This is a genomic window from Enterovirga aerilata (assembly GCF_013044135.1).
Classification (GTDB): Bacteria; Pseudomonadota; Alphaproteobacteria; order Rhizobiales; family Beijerinckiaceae; genus Enterovirga; species Enterovirga aerilata.
On record NZ_JABEPP010000002.1, the window covers coordinates 380,782 to 400,639 of the forward strand.

General features: G+C 70.3%; 21 protein-coding genes. 7 read left to right on the top strand and 14 right to left on the bottom strand.

Annotated features, from left to right (window positions below):
* Window positions 1-39: 39 nt before the first annotated feature.
* The 3 genes from HJG44_RS07070 to HJG44_RS07080 all read left to right on the top strand — a co-directional run bounded on the left by HJG44_RS07070 (window position 40) and on the right by HJG44_RS07080 (window position 3,156).
* The gene (locus HJG44_RS07070) at window positions 40-813 is read left to right on the top strand and encodes a ferredoxin--NADP reductase (RefSeq protein ID WP_171217652.1); all 774 of its coding nucleotides are present in this window, start codon (window positions 40-42) and stop codon (window positions 811-813) included.
* Window positions 810-1,253, top strand: coding sequence for a MarR family transcriptional regulator (locus HJG44_RS07075; RefSeq protein WP_171217653.1), 444 nt, complete (start codon window positions 810-812; stop codon window positions 1,251-1,253). The genes HJG44_RS07070 and HJG44_RS07075 overlap by 4 nt, the downstream gene beginning before the upstream one ends.
* 115 nt (window positions 1,254-1,368) lie before the next feature.
* Window positions 1,369-3,156, top strand: a complete 1,788-nt coding sequence (locus tag HJG44_RS07080) for an ABC transporter ATP-binding protein/permease (RefSeq protein ID WP_171217654.1) — start codon at window positions 1,369-1,371, stop codon at window positions 3,154-3,156.
* A 15-nt stretch (window positions 3,157-3,171) separates the two neighbouring features.
* Here HJG44_RS07080 and HJG44_RS07085 read toward each other — a convergent pair whose 3' ends face one another.
* From HJG44_RS07085 to hisS, 7 genes are all read right to left on the bottom strand, one after another.
* Window positions 3,172-3,651 carry an META domain-containing protein gene (locus HJG44_RS07085; protein WP_171217655.1) on the bottom strand — a complete coding sequence of 160 codons (480 nt, stop codon included), beginning with the start codon at window positions 3,649-3,651 and terminating at the stop codon, window positions 3,172-3,174.
* 32 nt (window positions 3,652-3,683) lie between these two features.
* Window positions 3,684-4,700: an ATP phosphoribosyltransferase gene (gene hisG / locus HJG44_RS07090; protein ID WP_171217656.1), complete on the bottom strand. Its 1,017-nt coding sequence runs from the start codon at window positions 4,698-4,700 to the stop codon at window positions 3,684-3,686.
* Entirely contained in the window at window positions 4,697-5,800 is a 1,104-nt protein-coding gene (locus HJG44_RS07095; protein WP_171217657.1) for an ATP phosphoribosyltransferase regulatory subunit, read from the bottom strand. The genes hisG and HJG44_RS07095 overlap by 4 nt, the downstream gene beginning before the upstream one ends.
* Before the next feature lie 84 nt (window positions 5,801-5,884).
* A complete protein-coding gene (locus tag HJG44_RS07100) occupies window positions 5,885-6,127 on the bottom strand; it encodes a hypothetical protein (RefSeq protein ID WP_171217658.1) in 243 nt (80 codons plus the stop codon).
* A gap of 88 nt (window positions 6,128-6,215) precedes the next feature.
* Complete coding sequence (locus tag HJG44_RS07105; RefSeq protein WP_171217659.1) at window positions 6,216-7,655, bottom strand: carbohydrate porin; 1,440 nt, start codon at window positions 7,653-7,655, stop codon at window positions 6,216-6,218.
* Window positions 7,656-7,804: 149 nt separating this feature from the next.
* The gene (locus HJG44_RS07110) at window positions 7,805-8,710 is read right to left on the bottom strand and encodes a hypothetical protein (protein ID WP_171217660.1); all 906 of its coding nucleotides are present in this window, start codon (window positions 8,708-8,710) and stop codon (window positions 7,805-7,807) included.
* A 92-nt stretch (window positions 8,711-8,802) separates the two neighbouring features.
* Window positions 8,803-10,380, bottom strand: a complete 1,578-nt coding sequence (gene hisS / locus HJG44_RS07115) for a histidine--tRNA ligase (protein ID WP_171217661.1) — start codon at window positions 10,378-10,380, stop codon at window positions 8,803-8,805.
* A gap of 685 nt (window positions 10,381-11,065) precedes the next feature.
* Here hisS and sufA point away from each other — a divergent pair.
* Window positions 11,066-11,449 (top strand): Fe-S cluster assembly scaffold SufA, encoded by a 384-nt coding sequence (sufA, locus tag HJG44_RS07120; RefSeq protein WP_171217662.1) that lies wholly within the window; start codon window positions 11,066-11,068, stop codon window positions 11,447-11,449.
* Here sufA and HJG44_RS07125 read toward each other — a convergent pair.
* Together HJG44_RS07125 and HJG44_RS07130 are read right to left on the bottom strand one after the other, a co-directional pair.
* Window positions 11,446-11,985 carry a YceD family protein gene (locus tag HJG44_RS07125; protein ID WP_171217663.1) on the bottom strand — a complete coding sequence of 180 codons (540 nt, stop codon included), beginning with the start codon at window positions 11,983-11,985 and terminating at the stop codon, window positions 11,446-11,448. The genes sufA and HJG44_RS07125 overlap by 4 nt on opposite strands.
* Window positions 11,982-12,524, bottom strand: coding sequence for a ubiquinol-cytochrome C chaperone family protein (locus HJG44_RS07130; RefSeq protein ID WP_171217664.1), 543 nt, complete (start codon window positions 12,522-12,524; stop codon window positions 11,982-11,984). The genes HJG44_RS07125 and HJG44_RS07130 overlap by 4 nt, the downstream gene beginning before the upstream one ends.
* 102 nt (window positions 12,525-12,626) lie before the next feature.
* Here HJG44_RS07130 and HJG44_RS07135 point away from each other — a divergent pair, with 102 nt between their 5' ends.
* Both HJG44_RS07135 and HJG44_RS07140 read left to right on the top strand, forming a co-directional pair.
* A complete protein-coding gene (locus HJG44_RS07135) occupies window positions 12,627-13,082 on the top strand; it encodes an outer membrane protein assembly factor BamE (protein WP_171217665.1) in 456 nt (151 codons plus the stop codon).
* A gap of 113 nt (window positions 13,083-13,195) precedes the next feature.
* Window positions 13,196-14,167, top strand: a complete 972-nt coding sequence (locus HJG44_RS07140) for a S1C family serine protease (RefSeq protein ID WP_171217666.1) — start codon at window positions 13,196-13,198, stop codon at window positions 14,165-14,167.
* Window positions 14,168-14,185: 18 nt separating this feature from the next.
* Here HJG44_RS07140 and pcaF read toward each other — a convergent pair whose 3' ends face one another.
* Genes pcaF through HJG44_RS07165 form a run of 5 tightly spaced genes read right to left on the bottom strand, consistent with a single transcriptional unit; the run spans window position 14,186 to window position 19,129 of the window.
* Window positions 14,186-15,388: a 3-oxoadipyl-CoA thiolase gene (gene pcaF / locus HJG44_RS07145; RefSeq protein ID WP_171217667.1), complete on the bottom strand. Its 1,203-nt coding sequence runs from the start codon at window positions 15,386-15,388 to the stop codon at window positions 14,186-14,188.
* A gap of 22 nt (window positions 15,389-15,410) precedes the next feature.
* Window positions 15,411-15,707, bottom strand: coding sequence for a hypothetical protein (locus HJG44_RS07150; protein ID WP_171217668.1), 297 nt, complete (start codon window positions 15,705-15,707; stop codon window positions 15,411-15,413).
* A 52-nt stretch (window positions 15,708-15,759) separates the two neighbouring features.
* Entirely contained in the window at window positions 15,760-16,890 is a 1,131-nt protein-coding gene (locus HJG44_RS07155; RefSeq protein WP_171217669.1) for an NADH:flavin oxidoreductase/NADH oxidase, read from the bottom strand.
* Window positions 16,891-16,906: 16 nt separating this feature from the next.
* On the bottom strand, window positions 16,907-17,653 hold the full coding sequence (locus tag HJG44_RS07160) for a glucose 1-dehydrogenase (protein WP_171217670.1): 747 nt from the start codon (window positions 17,651-17,653) through the stop codon (window positions 16,907-16,909).
* Window positions 17,654-17,680: 27 nt separating this feature from the next.
* On the bottom strand, window positions 17,681-19,129 hold the full coding sequence (locus HJG44_RS07165) for an aldehyde dehydrogenase family protein (RefSeq protein ID WP_246736149.1): 1,449 nt from the start codon (window positions 19,127-19,129) through the stop codon (window positions 17,681-17,683).
* A 249-nt stretch (window positions 19,130-19,378) separates the two neighbouring features.
* On the opposite strand from HJG44_RS07165, the gene HJG44_RS07170 reads away from it, so the two are divergent.
* Window positions 19,379-19,786 carry a response regulator gene (locus tag HJG44_RS07170; protein WP_171217672.1) on the top strand — a complete coding sequence of 136 codons (408 nt, stop codon included), beginning with the start codon at window positions 19,379-19,381 and terminating at the stop codon, window positions 19,784-19,786.
* The last annotated feature ends 72 nt before the right edge of the window (window positions 19,787-19,858 follow it).

The window sequence follows — 19,858 nt, forward strand, 5'->3', positions numbered from 1 at the left end:
CGGCCGCCGAGGCGGCTTCGAAGCCGGGTTTGCCAGGGCATGAGCAATTTCAACGAAGAGCGCGTGACCAGCGTCCACCACTGGACGGACACGCTGTTCAGCTTCACCACCACGCGCGATCCGAGCTTCCGCTTCCGGAACGGCGAGTTCACGATGATCGGCCTCAAGGTCGGCGACAAGCCGCTGCTGCGTGCCTACAGCGTCGTCTCCGCCAATTACGAGGACAAGCTGGAGTTCTTCTCCATCAAGGTGCCGGACGGCCCGCTTACCTCCAAGCTGCAGCACCTGAAGGTCGGCGATCCGATCATCGTCAGCCGCAAGGCGACCGGCACGCTCGTCCTCGACAACCTCCATCCCGGGCGCAACCTCTACCTCCTCGGGACCGGCACCGGGCTCGCTCCGTTCCTGGCGATCGTCAAGGACCCGGAGACCTACGAGCGCTACGAGAAGGTCGTCCTTCTCCATGGCTGCCGCCAGGTGGCCGAGCTCGCCTATGGCGAGACGATCACGGAGGCCTTGCCGAACGACGAGTTCGTCGGCGAGCTCGTGCGCGAGAAGCTGATCTACTACCCGACCGTGACCCGCGAGCCCTTCCGCAACCGCGGCCGCATCACGGATCTGATCACCTCGGGCAAGCTGTTCGAGGATATCGGCCTGGCGCCGCTCGACCGCGCCCAGGATCGCGTCATGCTCTGCGGCAGCCCGCAGATGCTCGCCGACCTGAAGGGCCTGCTCGAGGGCCAGGGCTTCAAGGAAGGCAATACGGGCGAGCCGGGCGACTACGTCATCGAGAAGGCCTTCGTGGAGAAGTGACGGGCGCGGCCGACCTCCTGGCCGAGGAGACGGCCTATCGCCTCGACGAGCAGGTCGGGTTCATCCTCCGGCAAGTCCAGCAGCGGCATGCGCTGATCTTCGCGGCCGCCTTCGGCGACGACCTGACCGCGATGCAATGGGCGGCTCTGGCCAAGCTCGCCGAGCGGGGCGAATGCTCGCAGAACCTGCTCGGGCGTCTGGTCGCCATGGATGTCGCGACCATCAAGGGCGTAGTGGACCGGCTCGTGCGCCGCGGCCTCGCCGAGACGAGCGCCGACCCGGACGACCGGCGCCGCGTGGTCGTGCGTCTGACGGAAGCCGGACGCGACTTCTACCGTGCCAATGCGCAGAAGGCGCTACGCGTGACGGAGGAGACGCTCGGACCGCTCGCGCCGCGCGAGCGGGACCAGCTTCTCGTCCTGCTCCGCCGCCTGCGCTGAGGCGCTGCGACACAGCGCAGCCGCGCGACCCGTTGTGTCGCCCCCGGTTCCCGCTAATGGGACTGATCCTGCAACGCGCCCGCACCGGGGCGCCGCTGCCCCGGAGTGATCGAGAATGCGCGGCTTGTGGCAGGCCATCCTGCAGATCTGGCGGCTCCTCTACCCCTATTTCGCGACGCGCGACGTCACGACCGTCCGGCTCTGGCCCCTCCCGGCCTTCCGCATCCAGGAGCGCTGGGTCGCCCTGACGCTCGCCGTCACGGTGATCGCGATCGAGTTCGGGCAGGTCGCGATCAATGTCCGGCTCTCGTATTTCAACCGCGACTGGTTCAACGCCATCCAGGCCAGGGACGCGACCACGTTCTGGACGCTGCTCTTCACCGTCTTCTGCTTCTGGGCGGCGATCTTCATCGCGAGCGCGATCATCCAGTACGTGCTGCAATCCTACCTGCTGATCGGCTGGCGCCGCTGGCTCACGGCCCGCTACACGCATCGCTGGCTGGAGAACCACACGCATTACCGGATGCAACTCGCGGGCACCGGCGCCGACAACCCGGACCAGCGCATCCAGGAGGACGTCGACCGCTTCACCGAGCGGACGGCCTATCTCACGCTGTCCATCCTCTCCGCGGTCTCCAACCTCATCTCGTTCTCCGTCATCCTCTGGAACATCTCGTCCGAGTTCTCGGTGCCGGGGACGGATTGGCGGGTGCCGGGCTTCCTCGTCTGGGGCGCTCTGATCTACAGCGCCTTCGCGACCTGGCTGACGCATCTCATCGGGCGGCCGCTGATCCGACTCAATTTCGAGCAGCAGCGCTACGAGGCGGATTTCCGCTTCTCGCTGGCGCGGCTCAGGGAATACGGCGAGCAGGTCGCGCTGCTCGGCGGCGAGCGCGCCGAGCGCGACCGCTTCGGGCAGCGCTTCGGCAACGTAATCGACAACTTCCTGGCGATCGTCAGCCGCCGCAAGAAGCTGATCGCCTTCACGGCGAGCTACGGCCAGCTCAATGCCGTGATCCCGTATATCCTGGTGGCGCCCTATTACTTCGCCGGCCAGATCCAGCTCGGCGGGCTGACGCAGACGGCGGGCGCCTTCGCGCGCGTCGAATCGACGATGTCGTTCTTCATCACGTTCTACACGACCATCGCCGACTACAAGGCGGTCGTGGACCGGCTGAGCGGCTTCGACGCTGCGATCGCGCAGACGGAGGCGGCCTCCGTCACCCCGCTTCGGATCGGAAGCCACGGCGGCAGCACGGTCGAGCTGAGCGGCCTGGCGCTCGCCCTGCCGGACGGCCGGCGGATCGTCGGGGCCGACAGGCTCGTCTTCCGCGCGGGCGAGAGCGCCCTCGTGACCGGCCCTTCCGGTTCCGGCAAATCCACCCTCTTCCGGGCCATCGCGGGGATCTGGCCCTTCGGCGAAGGCGAGGTCGTCAAGCCCGCGGGCGCGCGGATCATGCTCCTGCCGCAGCGGCCCTACATCCCCGTCGGCACCCTGCGCGGCGCCCTCGCCTATCCGGCATCCGAGGACGCCTATCCGGACGAGGCGATCGTGGACGCCCTCCACGCCGTGCGGCTTGGGCAATTCGCCGGCCGGCTCGACGAGGAGGAAGCCTGGAACCAGACGATGTCGCTCGGCGAGCAGCAGCGCGTCGCCATCGCGCGCGCTCTCCTGGCGAAGCCCGACTGGCTGTTCCTGGACGAGGCGACGGCCGCGCTCGACGAGAACACCGAGGAGGTGATCTACCGGGTGCTGGCCGAGCGCCTGCCAGACACCACGATCGTGTCGATCGGCCATCGCTCGACGCTGATCGAGCACCACGAGCGCCGCATCGAGATGCGCCCGGGCGCCGACAAACTCTTCAGGCCGGTCGATACGAGGCCGGAGCCGGCTCCGGCCTGAGCGGGAGCCGAGGCGTCAGAGCGAGCGCTCGAACTTGATCTCGCCGTTCGGTCCCTTGATCACCAGCGAGCCGACGACCGTGTCCCATTTGGCCGAGGTGCGGAGCGCGGTGAGGTATTGCATCTCGGCCGCCATCACGCCCTTGTCGCAGCTCTTCCTGGTCATCGCGATCGGGCCGACCGCGATGCCCTGCTCGCGAAGCGGATAGGCTGTCGCCGAGAAGGTGTTGCACCCGCCGAAGCCGTGCAGCCGGAACTGGTCGTCGAGCCGGAAGGTCGGCCGCTCCGTGCCGCCATAGGGCTTGCCGTTGATGCTGACCGCGATCCAGGACTGCCCGAGCGGGAAGCGCTTCTCTTCCTTCTGCGCCGGCCGCTGGTAGCCCGGCTGGTGCTGTTCCTGATTCGTCCGGCGCCCGAAGCCGACGCCCTGCGCCGCGACCTCCGTCACGCCGCCGAGCAGCGCTGCCGCCGCGACCGCAAACCCGACCGAACGCATCGTCCTCCCCATGTCCAGGAACCTCGTGCAGGTTAGAAGCTGCGCCCGATCGAAACAACGTGATCAGCTGCCGCGTCGGCCGGGAGCCGCGCGAAGAGCCGGTCGGCGAGCGGATTGGCCGGCTCGAACACGTAGTCGAGCGTCCGGACGGTCACGTTCGCCGCACCTGCCGCCATGAGCGCCTCCACGACGTCGAACACCTGTCCGCTCGGGCAGCGCAGCACCGTCTCGGCCCGGTTCTCCGTCCCGTCCGGCAGCGTGGCGCCGAACTGCCGCCCGATGCTCTCCGCCATCGCCGCCCCGCCCGCAAGGGTCGCACGGATTTCCCTTGTGGTTCGTGCGAGCTCCTCGGCGGCGATCCGGGCGAGGAGCTGACGCGCGCTGCGGCGGGCGCCCTCGCCCCAGGGCGCCGCGAGCGAGGCCATGAGGTTCGCCTCCGAGCGCAGGATCAGGCCGTCGTCCACGACCTTGAGGCCGTTGGCCGCGAGCGTGGCCCCGGTCGTCGTGATGTCGACGATGAGGTCCGCCACGCCGTTCGCCGGCGCCGCTTCGGTGGCCCCGAGGCTCTCGACGATGCGGTAGTCGGCGATCCCGTGCTCGCCGAAGAAGCGGCGCGTCAGGTTCAAGTATTTCGTCGCGACGAGCAGCCGCCGCCCGTGGCGCGAGCGCATGTCGGACGCGACCTCGTCGAGGTCCGACATGGTGCGCACGTCGATCCAGGCCTGCGGCACCGCGACCACGACGTTGGCGTGGCCGAAGCCGAGCCCGGTGACGATCTGCACCGTCGCATCCGCGTCCGGTACGCCCTCGCGCAGGAGGTCCTCGCCCGTCACGCCGAGATGGGCGCCGCCGGAGGCGAGCTGCGCCACGACCTCAGCCGCGGACAGGAACAGCACCTCGACCTCGGGCACGCCGGCGAGCGTGCCGCGATAGTCCCGGGTGCCGCGGGTGCGGGTGAGCGGCAGGCCCGCGCGCGCGAAGAACGCGGAGGCGTTCTCCTGCAGGCGCCCCTTGGACGGGACCGCGAGAACGAGCGGGGCGTCGCTCATGCGGCGCCTCCGGCAAGGCGGTCGAGCCAGAAGGAGCAACCCACCGCGGGCATGGGAGCGGCCGCGCCGAGCTGCTCCAGCAGCCGGTCGTAGCGGCCGCCGGCCACCAGGAAGCGCCCGGGCGGCGCCGCGGAATCGCGCATCTCGAAGATGAAGCCGGTGTAGTAGTCCATGTTGCGTGCGGAATCGGCCGCGAAGGTCACGCCGTCGAGCGGGACCCCGCGCCGCGCCATCTCCTCGCAGCGGGCCTCGAAGCGCCCGAGCGCCGGCCCGAGATCGAGCCCGGCGCCGCGCGCGAGCTCGCGCATGGCGCGCGCCGCGCCGCCCGGATCGCCGCGGATCGCGAGATAGCGGCGCAGCACCTCGCGCGCCTCGCCCGCAAGCCCGCCCGAGCGATTCGCCGCGCGCGACAGGAAGCGCTCCGCGATCTCGGCCGCGCTCCGGCCGCCGACGGCCGAGATCCCGGCGATGGAGATCACGTCCTCCACGAAGGCCTTCGCGGCGCGCGGATCCTGGCCCTCGATCGCGCCGAGGAGGCCCGCGTAATCGGCCCCCGCCGGCCTGGGCTCCTCCGCGAGCGCCGCCTCGATGCCGCGCCCCGCCGAGAGCTGCCGAACGAGCCGGCGCCGCGCCGCCGGCGCCACGGCGAGCGCGTCGAGCACGGCCTCGAGCAGGCCCATATCGCCGATCCGCACCTCCACGCCGCGGCGCCCATAGAGATCGAGCGCCGCCATGGCGAGCGCGAACACCTCGGCATCGGCGGCGGCCGCGTCCCGGTTGCCGATCGACTCCACGCCGGCCTGGAGGAATTCGCTCGGCTCGCCGGCACGCTGCCGGAACACGGGGCCGAGATAGCAGTATTCGCCCGCGTCCCGCCCCGAGCGGACATGCGCCACGCAGACCGGGATCGTGTGCTCGGGCCTGAGGCAGAACTCGCGTCCCTCCCCGTCCTGCGTCACGAACAGGCGGCGGCGGATGCTCTCGCCGGAGAGCTCCAGAAAAAGCGCGGCGGGCTGGAGGATCGGCGTGTCCACCAGGGTGGAGCCGCGCCGGGCGAAGAGCCGGACGAGCTCGTCATGAGCTGAGACGGAAGGGATCATGGGCGTCGAGGCCGTCCCGATAGCCGAGATCGGCCTCCGGATCGACGACTTTCGACGTCAGTGAGGCCTTGGGGGTGCGGGAGGCTAGAGCAGCCTCGCCCAGACGGCCCTGCGCGGCGACCCCGACGGCGGGACCTCGGAACGCTCGCGGGCAAGGTCGGCCTCGATGCGGGCGGTCACGACCCACCATGCGATCGCCCGGCTCGCGATCAGCGTGGCATGGACGGCGAACGTGGTGATGAGGCCCGCAACCCCGAGCGTCACGGGCCCGCGCTTCGCCTCGCCCAACCCGAAATCACCGGCCGGCGCGAGCTTGAGCCGTCGCATTCCCCGCATCCTCCTCCGTCACGAAGATGGGATAGCGGTGCTTAACGGCGCGTATACCCGCAGGTGCAAGCTCGGCGGGATTGCGATCTCAATAGCGGATGGAGCTTCTCAGGCCGAACACCGCTGCATCCTTCACGGCGGCGCCCGTCGGGCTGCGCGGATCGGCCATCCCGGCTCCGGGCCGGCGGATGTACTGGAAGTCCGGCTGCACGGTCCAGCCCGGGACGATCTGCGCCTGGTAGGTCGCTTCGAGCACGGCTTCGCTCCTGCGCTGCGGCCGGAACGCGCCCGGGGCGAAGACGCCGAGATCGGCATCGAAGGCCCGCGCGGCGTCGGAGACCCGCGCGTAGGCGAAGCTCACGCCGACGGTGTCGTCCGGCCGCCCGGGCAGCAGGCCCTTATAGGTCAGCCCGGCATCGGCGTAGAAGCCGACGAGATTGCGGTCGCCCGGCGCGCCGAGAAGGCGCGCGAACATGCCGAGCCCGCCGTCCTCGCTCCCCGGCGGGCGGTAGAGAAGCTGGTCGACGACGAGATAGCCGCCCACGTTTCCGGGCAGCCTTCGGCCGATCCCCGAGCTCGTCGGATCGGCCAGGAGCGGCGCCGCGGCGCCCGGACCGGGCTCGGCCAGGCGCTGGTGATCGAAGCGCGCCAGATGCCCCCAGGCGCCGAGCTTGGCGGTGCCCGGCAGCGCCGCGCCGGCGATCCCGGCATCGTAGCTGCAGGCGAGCTCCGCCATGACCAGCGCCGGATCGCGCGTCCGGAACGCAAGGCCGTCGGGATTGTCGCGCTGGGGGTCGGCGGAGCGCGGGCCCGCCGGCGCGCCGTTGAAGAGGCCGACGCTCGCCGACCAGCTCTCGTCCGGCGCGAACCTCGCCCGCATGCCGGGCGTCGCGAGCGGATAGGCCGGGCCGCCATTCGGCAGGTCGGCGGCCAGGAGGCCCGGGAAGCCGAAGGTCGAGTTCATGAACAGAGCAGCGTATTGGCTGACGACGAATTCGGTATCCGCCGCGAGCTGCCCGGCCCGCACGGACAGCCGGCCGTCGAAGAGCCGCTGCTCCAGCCACAGCTCGTAGAGACGCGTGGAGGGCAGCGCCTCGATGCCGCTCACCGCGAGCAGGTTGCCGAGATGATCGCGCGACAGGCCGCGGCCGTGGATCTGGTAGACATTCGTGTGGACGGTGGCGCCGCCCCAGCCGGCGAGGCGGCCGAGATCGATGTCGAGCTGCCCGTCGAGGCGGCCCGCATAGGTCGCGCCGCGCCGCTGCCCGCCGGACACGTTGCCCAGCCCCTCGCCGATATAGGTCAGGCTGTACGCGATCCCGCGCGCGGCGAGCGTGCCGCGCAGCCCGCCCGGATCCCCGGCCGGACGGAGCGCGCTCTGGATCGAGTCCGCCGGCGGCTGGGAGCCCGGCTGATCGGATGCGACCGCATCCCCCGGTTGCTCCCCGGCCGCGCCCTCGCCCTGCGCGAGAGCCGGGCCGGCGAGCGCCAGCACGGCGGCGGCGAGGAGGAAGGACCTGACGACCACGTGAGCGCCCGCGACTCGGGTTGGGACGACGCGGACGGTACCCGAATTTAGCCTTTGCTATACCCGGAAAATGGCCGGCGAGCCCGTTCGCGCACCGATGTGCCGAACGGGCCACACCAGCCGCGGCCCGCGCGGGGCCGCCCCTGCGGTCAGATCTGCGGCGGACGCGGCGTGCCGCTCTGCGCGGGAGCCGGAGCGGATCCCGCTCCGCCGCCTGCGACGCTGTCCCCGGCGGAGCCGCGCTTGCGCCCGCGCCCCTTGATGACCTTCGTGGCCGCCTCCGCCACGACGGAGCCGACCGTGCTCACCGCGACCTGGGCGACCTCGCGGGCGAGGTCCTTCGCGGAGCTCGCCGCGCCGCTCGCGGCATCCGCCCCGGAGGTCGCGGCGGTCGCGCCGGTCTCGACGAACTTCGCGCCTGCGCTCGCGGCAGCGGCGCCGATCTTCGCGCCGGCATTCACCAGCGCGTCGGTCGCGTCCTTGCCCGTCTCGGTATTCGCCGCCGCCTTGGTGAGCGACTTGGCGACATAGACCAGGAGTTCCGCCACCATCACGCGGCCGACATCGGTGTTCAGCGCGCCGACGATCTGGCTGCCGACGCTCTTCACGAACTGGCCGACATCGCCGGTCGGCAGGCTCGGCGCTTCCGGCACCGCGCGCACGGCGCTCCGCGTGACCGACCTGCGGGCGCCCGTCGCGGCGCGGCCCGTGCGCCTGGCGGCGGTCGCGACCGGCTCGGTCACGGTCTCGACCGCGGCCTTCGCCCCCCGGGTGGCCTTCGCGACTACGCCCTCTTCGGCCTTGGCCCGCCGCCCGCCGCTCCGCGCGGAGGTTGTGCCGCTCTTGGCCCGCGCGGCGCCGCGCGCCGTCCTCGCGGGAGCCGCCTCGGCAGACGTGCTGTCGTTCGACTTCGCGCTGCGTGACCTCGCCGCCCGGCCCTTCGCCTCGGTCCTGCCGTTCTCGCCGTTCCCGTTCGCCGCCGACATCTCCTCGGCACTTTTTCTGCCGCGGGCGGGAGCCTTCGTCTCGCCGCTCGTCTTCGTTCTCTTCGCCATGTGGCGGACTCCTGCTCTCAAGCTTGGCCGTGGGTAACAGCGCCCGTTAGGCCAAGGTTCCCAGGCTTTCAAGTATTCAGGACGGAAGAGACTTAATGGTTCCGGCGAGAGACGATTTTTCGGACCTCTTCCACAAGGTTCTGTTCGGGAACGGAGACCTGCGCGAGCCGTGCGGCCCGGTATTCGGCATTGGATGCGCCCGCCGCGTCGGCCCGTGCGCGCTCGGCGCCTTCGATCAAATCCTTGATCTGCACCTCGCCCGCCGCCTTCTCGTTCGAGCCCTGGATGACGACGCAGGGCGCGCGGCGGCGATCGGCGTATTTCATCTGCGCCTTCATGCCTGCGCCGCCCAAGTACAATTCGGCCCTGATCTTGGCGTTGCGCAGTTCGGCGACCATGCGCTGGTAATCGGCGATGCGGTCGCGGTCCATGACGAGCACGACCACCGGGCCGAGCTGTTCTTCGCCGGTGACGATCGGCGATTTCACGATTTGCAGCGCCGAGAGAAGGCGCGAGACCCCGATCGAGAACCCCGTCGCCGGCACGGGCTCGGGCCGGAAGCGCCCGACGAGCCCGTCATAGCGCCCGCCCCCGGCCACCGAACCGAAGCGCACGGTTTGACCCTCGTCGTTCTTCACCTCGAAGGTGAGCTCGGCCTCGTAGACCGGGCCGGTATAGTATTCGAGCCCGCGGACGACGGAGGGGTCGATGATGACACGGTCTGGACCATAACCGGCAGCTCTGATGTATTCAGCTATTATCTTGAGTTCATTGAGACCTGCCTCGCCGACTTCGGAGCCGTGTGTGGCGATACCTAACCTGTGAAACAGCGCCGCTTCGAGCTGGATGGCTCGACCTCCCTCTTCGTGAGGGACCTCCTCGCCGTGATGGATTTGAAAGTTCACAAGTGCGTCAGCGTCGCCGCGAGCGCCAAAAAGGTAAAGGATCCGGTGTATTTGGTCGCTGTTCAGGCCCGCACCTTTCGTGACATCGCCGCTCTCATCCTTGCGTCCGTCTCCGAGTAGGAGGCTGACACCCTCCTCTCCGAGCCGATCGTACTTGTCCAACGCCCTCAGCACCGTCAGCCGCTGCCCGGCCTTGTCCTCGCCGCCGAGCCCGATCGCCTCGAGCACGCCGTCCAGAACCTTCCGGTTATTGACCTTGATGACGTAGTCGCCGCGCTTGATGCCGACGGCTTCCAAGGCGTCGGCGGCCATCATGCAGATCTCGGCATCGGCCGCGACCGAGGCGGAGCCGACGGTGTCGGCGTCGAACTGCATGAACTGCCGGAAGCGGCCGGGGCCGGGTTTCTCGTTCCTGAAGACCCAGCCGGCCCGGTAGGAGCGGAAGGGCAGCGTGATGTTCTGCTCGTCGAGCCGCATCGCGACATGCCGCGCGAGCGGCGCGGTCAGGTCGTAGCGCAGCGACAGCCACTGCTCGTCGTCGTCCTGGAACGAGAACACGCCCTCGTTCGGGCGATCCTGATCGGGCAGGAATTTTCCGAGCGCCTCCGTGTATTCGACGAAGGGCGTTTCCAGCGCCTCGAAACCGTAGAGCTCGTAGACCTCGCGGATCTTCTCCAGCATGCGATGCGTGGCGGCGAGATCGGTGGCGGGGCGGTCGGCGAAGCCGCGCGGCAGCCGGGCTTTCAGCCTGTCGGCCTTGGACATGGTCAAAGCTGTTTCTGTTGAGAACAGCGCCTCTTACGGCGCGGGGCGTGAGGGAGCAATCTGCACCGGCCCGCGCTCGTCGGGGACGGCGCCGAGCCACGCCACCGTCATTCCCGGCCGGGGCGGCGGAACCGCCGGAGGGGAAGGGAATCCAGGGGCGTACGTACCTCCCGCCGGCTGTCTGGATCCCCTTCCCGGGCGCTACGCGCCCGCCGGGGATGACAGGAGCGCTGTCCGACGCTTCGGCCAGCCGGGATGGCCGCCATCATCGCGAGGAGCCGAGACGAAGCAATCCAGCCTTTGCGCAAGGCCTGGATGGCTTCGCTGCGCTCGCCAGGAAGGCGGGGTTGACAAAACTTGCTTTTATTCCTATAGGGCTAGCCCTCCCCTCCGGCGAGGGAGCCGCGTGCGCACCGGTCGCGTTGGCGGCCGACGCGCGCAGGATGGAGGAGTCCGCTCCTTCGTCCGAAGACCCGGAGAACCGGCGTCCCGCTCCCCTCATAGGATTCGGGAAGGGCTCTTTGACAGCACCTGCGGTGACCGACCTCGCACCGGGGACGGACAGCGCGTGGGCGAACGTCGCCAGACGCTCCTATCCCGGTCCGCCTTCAAAAAAGCCCGCCCGAGCGCTACATCGTGAGCGACAGGGAGCGCTTCGCTCCGCCCGTGCCAGAGGACAAGGCGCATGGCATTGCCGCGCATGAAGGTCGTGAGCCTGACGGACGCCGCCGCGAACCGCGTGCGCGAGATCATCGCGCGCTCGCCGAAGCCGATCGCGGGGCTCCGGGTCGGCGTGAAGAATGGCGGCTGCGCCGGCATGTCCTACACGATGGAATATGCCGAGGAGATCCGCCCGACCGACGAGGTGGTCGAGGACAAGGGCGTGAAGGTTCTGATCGACCCGAAGGCGATCCTGTTCCTGCTCGGGACGGAGATGGATTTTCAGACCACCAAGCTCTCCTCGACCTTCGTGTTCAACAACCCGAACCAGACCTCCGCCTGCGGCTGCGGCGAATCGGTCGCGATCACGCCCGCCGCGCTTCCCGGGGCCGCGGCGCCGGCGGGCTAGGAGCCTCGCTCCTGCCGCAGGCGGGCGAGCGCCGCGAAGGGCGAGCCGCCCGCCCCCTCGGCACCCTCCTCCGGGTCCGCCGCGAATTCCACGCCGGGCTTGCGCGGATAGGGGTCGAGCCCGAGCGCCAGGAACTCGGCCGTGATCGCGCCGAGGTCGATGCGGTCGCCGACGAGATCATCGGGCGCGTCGAGATCGGCCTCGACCTCCTCGGCCGGGTCGAAGCGCTTCCCGTCCGCCGCCGGCGCCCGGAAGGTCACCTCGACCTCCTCCGCCAGCTCCGAGGCGAAATCCTCGAGCGTCACGACGCAGCTCTGCACGATCGTGGCGCTCACGCGGCCGCGGACATGGACCCGCGCCGGCGTGCCCCGGACATGGAAGCGGGCCGAGAGCGCCTCGATGGCGGGCAGGCCGAGATCCCGCGCGAGCGCGCCGCGCTCCTCGGCCGTGGTCTCGACCTCGACCTCCGTTCCCTGCGGCGGCAGGTGCAGGACGGAGAAGGGCCGCGACAGCGGCGCGACATCGTCGGGTGTCATCGGCTCGCCTCCGCGGCTGCGGCCGGGCTCGCGGACGCGAAGGGCGGCCCGGCAAGGATCGCGTCGAGATCGGCCACGGCCAGCCGGGCCTCGCTCGCGAGGACGAGATCGGCGAAGGGCCGGAGCCGCGCCGGCTCGGCCCCGAGCCGGCCCGCCATTTCCGCCGCGAGGCCCCCCGCATCGCCTGAGGCGATGAGCGCGTCGTACTTGGCCGTGCGGTCGAAGAAGGCCTGGGCGAGCTTCTTCATCCGCTTCGGCACGCCGAAATCGCCGATCCCCATCTCGCGGAGCGCGATCTCCAGATGCGCGAAGACGGCATCGACCAGCTCCTGGGCGACGTCGTCCGCGGGCGGCGGCAATTGCCGCAGCCGCCTCAGCACCAGCAGCGCGTGCAGCGTCAGCGCCTCGAAGCGGCCCTCCATCGTGTCGGGCAGCCCCGCCTCGACATACAGCTCCGGACGGCGCGAGGCCTCCACCACGCGGGCATGCAGCCCTTCGACGAGCTCCCGCCCCGAATTCTTCCGCCTGAACCCGAACATGCTCTCCACCGAGCCCGAACCCGACCGCCTTGTCAAAGCCATAACCGCCCGGTAGCTCACCCGCCGCGGAACCATGCGGCGAAGGCCGGAAAAGGGGGATTCATGCGGCTGCGGGGCAGGAGCTTCGTTGGACGGATCGCGGCGGCGACGCTCTTGGGGCTCACGGTCTCGGGCTGCATGGTCGGCGAGGACCTCCATCACGGCTACGTGCTGGACGAGCGCGCCCTCGCCCAGGTGAAGCCCGGCATGCCGGCCGAGCAGGTGCTGCAGATCATGGGCACGCCCTCCACCGTCTCCACGGTCGGAAACAAGAGCTGGTACTACATCAGCCAGGTGAAGAGCCGCACGCTCCATTTCATGGGCGACACCGTGACCGACCAGCGCGTCACGGCGATCTATTTCAACAACGGGCTCCGGGTCGAGCGCGTCGCGCTCTACGGGATGCAGGACGGCAAGGTGTTCGACTTCATCTCCCGCAAGACCGAGGCCGGCGGGCAGGAGGCGAATTTCGTGAGCCAGCTCTTCCGCGGGCTCGGGACCTTCATCCCGCACAGCTGACGGGCCGGCCTCCGCGCCCGGCTTTTCGTCGAGTCGCGTGGAACGGCAGGGCGCGACCTCAGTTCCGTAGATCGCCGGGCCGCAAGCTCGGCCGTTTCGGGCGCGAGAGGTTCATGCCGTCTGCCGAATGGAAGATTCCCCGGGCCGCCCAGCCGCGGCCGGAGGATTACGACTTCGACCTCGACCGGGCGCTCGGCGCCGTGATGGCCCTGAGCTCGGCGATCCCGCCTGACGCCTTCACGGCGGATACGCTCGGCACCGAGCGGGCCGGCAACGCCGTCCTGATCGGGGAGCGCGGGCTGGTCCTGACGATCGGCTATCTCATCACCGAGGCCTCGACGATCTGGCTCACGCTCAACGACGGGCGGGTGGTCGGCGGAGACGTGCTCGGCTACGACCCCGAGAGCGGCTTCGGCCTCGTCCAGGCGCTCGGGCGCATCGACGTCCCGCCGCTCCCTCTCGGCTCCTCCGCGGAGGTCAGGATCGGCGACGGCGTGGTGGTCGCCGGGGCCGGAGGCCGGCAGCGCTCGGTCGCCGCGCGCGTCATCGCGAAGCAGGAATTCGCCGGCTACTGGGAGTACCTTCTGGAGGAGGCGATCTTCACCAGCCCCCCTCACCCGCATTGGGGCGGGACGGCGCTCATCGGCGGGAGCGGACACCTCCTCGGCATCGGCTCGCTGCAGCTCCAGCAGGATCGCGGCGGGACGGAGGAGAACCTCAACATGATCGTCCCGATCGACCTCCTCAAGCCGGTCCTGGCCGACATGCTGGCGACCGGAGCGCCGCGCCGGGCGGTGAGGCCGTGGCTCGGCGTCTACGCGACCGAGGTCGACGGCCGCGTGGTCGTCGCGGGACTTGCGGAGGGCGGGCCGGCCGAGACTGCGGGCCTGCATGTCGGCGACATCGTCCTGGCCGTCGCCGGAACGGAGGTGGCGACGCTGGCGGAGCTGTACCGCCAGGTCTGGTCGCTGGGTCAGGCGGGCGTGCAGGTCCCGCTCAGGATCCACCGCATGGGCCGGGTCTACGACGTCGCCGTCCCCTCGACCGATCGGAACCGGCTGCTCAAGCGCAAGATCCTGCACTGAGCCGCCGGCCGGCGGCCCCTACTGCACGCTCTCGAGCGCCATCGCGACGCCCTGGCCGACGCCGACGCACATCGTCGCGAGCCCGAGCCGGCCGCCGCGGCGATTCAGCTCCTGCACCACATCCGTCGCGATCCTCGCGCCGGACATGCCGAGCGGATGGCCGAGTGCGATCCCGCCGCCATTCGGGTTCACGTGCTCGGCATCGTCCGGCACGCCGAGCTGGCGGAGCGAGGCGAGCACCTGCGAGGCGAAGGCCTCGTTGAGCTCGATGAGATCGAAATCCGAGATCTTCAGCCCGAGCCGCTCCATCAGCTTCCCGGTGGCCGGAACGGGGCCGATCCCCATGATCCGCGGCGGCACCCCGGCGGAAGCGAGACCGAGGATCCGCGCCCGCGGCGTGAGCCCGTGGCGCTCCACGGCGGCCTCGGAGGCCAGGATGACGGCCGCGGCGCCGTCGTTGACCCCGGAGGCGTTGCCCGCCGTGACGCTGCCGCCGGCACGGATCGGCTTGAGCTTCGACAAGGCCTCGAGGGTGGTGTCCGGGCGCAGATGCTCATCCTTCTCGACCCTGACGACGTCCCCTTTGCGCCCCTGAATCTCCACGGGGACTATCTGGGCCGCGAAGATCCCCGCGGCCTGCGCCCGCCCGGCGCGCTGCTGCGAGCGGAACGCGAAGGCGTCCTGGTCGGCACGGCCGACCTGGAACTCCTCGGCGACGTTCTCGGCCGTGTCCGGCATGGAATCGACGCCGTATTGCTGTTTCATCAGCGGGTTGATGAAGCGCCAGCCGATCGTGGTGTCGTAGGTCTCGGCCGTGCGCTGGAAGGCCTGCGCCGCCTTGCCCATGACGAAGGGCGCGCGGGTCATCGATTCGACCCCGCCCGCGATGCAGAGATCGGCCTCGCCGGCCTTGATCGCACGCGCAGCCGCGCCGATCGCATCCATGCCGGACGCACAGAGGCGGTTGATGGTCGCGGCCGGCGTCCGCTCCGGGAGCCCGGCGAGCAGGGCCGCCATGCGGGCGACGTTCCGGTTGTCCTCGCCCGCCTGGTTGGCGCAGCCGAGCACCACCTCGTCGATCGCCTCGGCGATCCCGGGCCGGCGCCGGACCAGCTCCCGGATCGGGATGGCGGCGAGATCGTCGGCCCGGACGGAGGCGAGCGCTCCGCCATAGCGCCCGATCGGGGTGCGAACCGCGTCGCAGACGAAGACTTCGGCCATGTTCTGAATCCCTGTTTGCGCGTCAGCGATCCCGTTCGCGCAGAACCTCGCGCATCGTCTCGGCGACCATGCCGGGCAATTCGGAACGAAGCGACTCCATGTCGTTCTTCAATCCGGCGACGTCGCTTCGGATCGCACGAATTTCCGCATCGGTCCGGTCCTGGCGAGCTTCCATCCGGGCGAGTTGGGTCCGAATGGCGGCGATGTCGTCGCCGTTCCGGCGGGTCTGTTCCAGGATGTGGCGCGTGACGAGCTTCCCGCCCTCGGGCTCCTGCTCGAGGGTGGTCACCCGGCGTTCGAGAGTACCCTGTCCGCTCATCCCGCCTCGCCGTCGTGGTCCGGCATCCTATACGCCGCCGCGGGCCGGCGCATCATTCCGCTGCAAGGCGCGGCCCGGCCCGGCCGGTTCGCTTGTAGGCCGCGCCGGGCCAGACCGCCGGGGCCGCGCGCTGGTACTGGGGCGGCCGCACGACCTCGCCACCGAGCACCTGCGCCGCCGTCCAGGGCCAGTGCGGCTCGTCGAGCACCGTGCGGGCGAGCGCGACCATGTCGGCCTGCCCGCTCGCCACGACATCCTCGGCCTGCTCCGGCGTCACGATCAGCCCGACGCTCCAGACCGGCATGCCGACCCGGCGTCTCACCTCGGCCGCGAAGGGCACCTGATAGCCGGGCCCGATCTGGATCTTGGCGTTCAGCGCGATGCCGCCGCTCGTCACGTCGACATAGTGGCAGCCGCGCGCCTTCAGCTCGGCCGCGAAGGCGACCGCCTCCTCGATGTCGATGCCGCCCTCGATCCAGTCGGAGCCGGTGATCCGCGCTCCAATCGCCACCTCCGGAGGACAGGCTGCGCTCACGGCCTCGAAGACGCGAAGCGGAAAGCGCATGCGGTTGGCGAGGCTGCCGCCATACTGGTCCGCCCGCCGGTTCGACACGGGCGAGAGGAACTGGTGCAGGAGATAGCCGTGCGCGGCATGGACCTCGATCACCTCGAAGCCGAGCCGGACCGCGCGCTCCGCCGCCGCCGCGAAGGCCGCGACGATGCGGTCGAGATCCTCCTCGCTCGCCTCGCGCGGCGTGTGCCATCCCTCCGCGAACGGCAGGGCCGAGGGCGCGACGGTCTCCCACGGATCGCCCTCCGGCCCGAGCGCCCGGCCTCCCTCCCAGGGCGCCTGCGCGGATCCCTTTCTCCCCGCATGCGCAAGCTGGATGCCGAGCTTGGCCGAGCCGTGCTTGCGGCAGAAACCGAGGACGCGATGCAGCGCCGCCTCGTTCTCGTCGCCGTAGAGCCCGAGATCGCCATGGCTGATACGGCCGATCTCCTCGACGGCCGTGGCCTCCAGGACGAGGAGCGCCGCCCCCGACATCGCCAGCGAGCCGAGATGGACCATGTGCCAGTCGTTCGCATCGCCGTGGATGGCGCTGTACTGGCACATCGGCGAGATCACGATCCGGTTCGCGAACTCCTGGGGCCCGATCCGGACCGGCGAGAAAAGCTGGCTCATTGGACTCCTGCCGGGGTCAGATGCAGCGGCCGCCATCGACGGTCAGCACGGCGCCCGTGACCATCTCCGACTCGTCCGAGCAGAGGAACAGGGCGGCGTTGGCGATGTCCTGCGCCGTCGAGAGCCGGCCCCACGGAATCGTCGCCTGGAACGCCGCCCGCTTCTCCGGCGTGTCCTCGCCCATGAAGCTCGCGAGCAGCGGCGTGTCGCCCGCCACCGGCGCGATGGCGTTCACCCGGATCTTGTCTGGGGCGAGCTCGATCGCCATCGATTTCGACATCAGGTTCACCGCGCCCTTGGAGGCATTGTACCAGGTGAGCCCGGGGCGCGGCCGGATACCGGCGGTCGAGCCGATATTCAGGACGACGCCCCGTCCCCGCTCCCGGAAATGCGGGATCACCGCCTTGGCGAAGAGATAGATCGACTTCACGTTCACGGCGAAGATCCGGTCGAACTCCTCCTCGCCGACCTCGAGCATCGGCCGGTTGCGATGGGTCGTCCCGGCATTGTTGACCAGGATGTCGAGCCCGCCGAGGCCCCGGATCGCGGCCTCCGCGACCTGCGCGACCTCTGCGGAATCGGCAACGTCGCAGCGGAACGCGGTCGCGGCCGGCCCGAGGGCCTCGGCCGCGCGCTGCGCCGCCTCGCCGTTGATGTCGAGGATGGCGACGAGCGCGCCCTCGCGAATGAAAGCCTCGGCGATGCCGTAGCCGAAACCCTGGGCCGCGCCCGTGACGATCGCGGTTCTGTTGCGGAGCCTCACTGCGTCCTCCCTGCCCTATCTGCCCGATCAGCCGTGGTTGAGCACGATCGTCTTGGAGGCCGAGAACTCGTAGAGCGCCTCGAACCCCTTCTCGCGTCCGTGGCCGGACTTCTTCACGCCCCCGAAGGGAAGCTCGATGCCCCCGCCGGCACCATAGCCGTTCACGAAGACCTGGCCGCAGCGCATCGCGCGGGCGACCCGCATGGAGCGCCGCGCGTCGCCCGTCCAGACGCCCGCAACGAGACCATAGGGCGTGCCGTTGGCGAGCCGGATCGCATCGGCCTCGTCCTCGAAGGGCAGGAGGGAGAGGACGGGGCCGAACACCTCCTCGACGGCAAGATCGTTCGCCCGCGGCACGGGACCGAAGAGCGTCGGCTTCACGTAGAAGCCGCCGGCCGGCGCATCGGGGACGACCTGTCCCTCGGCGAGGACCGGCACCCCGGCCATCCGCGCCGCGCCGACGAAGCGCTCCACCCGCGCCTTCTGGCCGGCATTCACCATCGGGCCGAGATCGAGGTCGCGGTCATGCGGCCCGGCCTGCACCCCAGCGAAGAGCTCGGCGACGCGCCCGGCGACCTCGTCATAGGCCCTGCGCTCCACGAGAACGCGGCTTCCTGCCGAGCAGGTCTGACCTCCGTTCTGGACGATCGCCTTCACGAGGACCGGCGCCGCGGCCTCCAGATCGGCATCCGCGAAGACGAGCTGGGGCGACTTGCCGCCGAGCTCGAGCGTGCAGCCGATATGGTTGCGGCCGGCAGCGGCCTGAACAAGCGCGCCGACTTCCGGACTGCCGGTGAACGAGATGAAGTCGATCCCGGGATGGCTCGCGAGCGCCGCGCCCGCCTCCTCCCCAACGCCCGAGACGACGTTCAGGGCACCTTCGGGGAAGCCGACATCGAGGGCGAGCTCGGCGATCCGGATCAGGGTCAGGCCCGCATCCTCGGCCGGCTTGGCGACGCAGGCATTGCCGCAGGCGAGGGACGCGCCGACCGACCTGCCGAAGATCTGCATCGGGTAGTTCCAGGGCACGATATGGCCCGTCACCCCGTGCGGGTCCCGCACGACCGCGACCGTGTAGCCGTTCAGGAACGGGATCGTCTCGCCGTGCAGCTTGTCGGCCGCCGTCCCGTAGAACTCGAAATAGCGCGCACAGGCGAGGGCGTCCGCCCGGCCCTGCGACAGGGGCTTGCCGGTGTCGCGCGATTCCAGCTCGCCGAGTTCGTCCGCCCGGGCCGAGATGGCCTCGCCGAGCTTCACCAGGAGACGTCCGCGCTCCGTCGCTGTGAGCCGGCCCCAGGCGCCGTCGAACGCGGCGCGCGCGGTGTGGACGGCGACATCCACATCCGGAGCGCCCGAGCGCGCGATCGCCGCGAAGGGCAGCCCGTCGGAGGGACACAGGACGTCGAGGGTCCGGCCGTCCGCGGCCGGACGGCGCTCGCCGCCGATCAGGTTGAGCCAGAGCGGCCGGACGCTCATCGCGGCTGTCGTGACAGGCTGGTTCATGGCGACCTCCCTCCTCCGGCCGACCAAACGGGTGCTGCGGCCTGCTTCTGGTCAGGCCCAGAGGAGCCGTCAATGGTGCTCGGCGCATGGCTTCTCGCCGGCGGGGTTGATCGAGCGGACGGGATGGGCCACTCTGAAGAATAATCGGACAAGGTCGGAGCAACCGACTCGCGCCGGCTCCACAGGTTGGCGCGCGCATTCCGGGGCGACGGAGGCGAACCGATGACCTATGCGCCGCACCGCAAGCCGATCGCGCTCATCGTCGAGGACGATCTCGCGCAATGCGAACTCGGCGCCGCGCTGCTGGAGGAGCTCGATCTCAGCGTTCGGCAGGTCCAGACGGCCGAGGATGCGATCCAGCACCTGCGGGACCGGAGCGGCGAGGTCACCGTCCTGGTGGCCGACGTGAATCTGCCGGGCCCCATGGACGGCGTGTCGCTTGCGCGCAGCGTATCCGTTCTCTGGCCCGGCATCAGCGTCATCGTCACCTCGGGCGCCCCGGGCGGGCGCCTCGGCGATCTCCCACCGAACTGCGTCTACGTTCCGAAGCCCTGGCGGCCGCTGGACATCGCGGCAGCGGCCGAGCGCGCGGCGCGCGCCGACCATTCGGTCCACGCCGTCCGGCTTTAGCTTTCGAAGCATCGCAGGGGCGCCGGCGGGCCGCAGCATTGGCGCGCCGGCTCGCGCGCGTCCCGCGGCCGC

Coding starts and splice junctions, on each gene's coding strand:
- HJG44_RS07070 (WP_171217652.1), top strand. CDS start 40: ATGAGCAATTTCAACGAAGAGCGCGTGACCAGCGTCCACCACTGGACG.
- HJG44_RS07080 (WP_171217654.1), top strand. CDS start 1,369: ATGCGCGGCTTGTGGCAGGCCATCCTGCAGATCTGGCGGCTCCTCTAC.
- HJG44_RS07085 (WP_171217655.1), bottom strand. CDS start 3,651: ATGCGTTCGGTCGGGTTTGCGGTCGCGGCGGCAGCGCTGCTCGGCGGC.
- hisG (WP_171217656.1), bottom strand. CDS start 4,700: ATGAGCGACGCCCCGCTCGTTCTCGCGGTCCCGTCCAAGGGGCGCCTG.
- HJG44_RS07095 (WP_171217657.1), bottom strand. CDS start 5,800: ATGATCCCTTCCGTCTCAGCTCATGACGAGCTCGTCCGGCTCTTCGCC.
- HJG44_RS07100 (WP_171217658.1), bottom strand. CDS start 6,127: ATGCGACGGCTCAAGCTCGCGCCGGCCGGTGATTTCGGGTTGGGCGAG.
- HJG44_RS07110 (WP_171217660.1), bottom strand. CDS start 8,710: ATGGCGAAGAGAACGAAGACGAGCGGCGAGACGAAGGCTCCCGCCCGC.
- hisS (WP_171217661.1), bottom strand. CDS start 10,380: ATGTCCAAGGCCGACAGGCTGAAAGCCCGGCTGCCGCGCGGCTTCGCC.
- sufA (WP_171217662.1), top strand. CDS start 11,066: ATGGCATTGCCGCGCATGAAGGTCGTGAGCCTGACGGACGCCGCCGCG.
- HJG44_RS07125 (WP_171217663.1), bottom strand. CDS start 11,985: ATGACACCCGACGATGTCGCGCCGCTGTCGCGGCCCTTCTCCGTCCTG.
- HJG44_RS07130 (WP_171217664.1), bottom strand. CDS start 12,524: ATGTTCGGGTTCAGGCGGAAGAATTCGGGGCGGGAGCTCGTCGAAGGG.
- HJG44_RS07135 (WP_171217665.1), top strand. CDS start 12,627: ATGCGGCTGCGGGGCAGGAGCTTCGTTGGACGGATCGCGGCGGCGACG.
- HJG44_RS07140 (WP_171217666.1), top strand. CDS start 13,196: ATGCCGTCTGCCGAATGGAAGATTCCCCGGGCCGCCCAGCCGCGGCCG.
- pcaF (WP_171217667.1), bottom strand. CDS start 15,388: ATGGCCGAAGTCTTCGTCTGCGACGCGGTTCGCACCCCGATCGGGCGC.
- HJG44_RS07150 (WP_171217668.1), bottom strand. CDS start 15,707: ATGAGCGGACAGGGTACTCTCGAACGCCGGGTGACCACCCTCGAGCAG.
- HJG44_RS07155 (WP_171217669.1), bottom strand. CDS start 16,890: ATGAGCCAGCTTTTCTCGCCGGTCCGGATCGGGCCCCAGGAGTTCGCG.
- HJG44_RS07165 (WP_246736149.1), bottom strand. CDS start 19,129: ATGAGCGTCCGGCCGCTCTGGCTCAACCTGATCGGCGGCGAGCGCCGT.
- HJG44_RS07170 (WP_171217672.1), top strand. CDS start 19,379: ATGACCTATGCGCCGCACCGCAAGCCGATCGCGCTCATCGTCGAGGAC.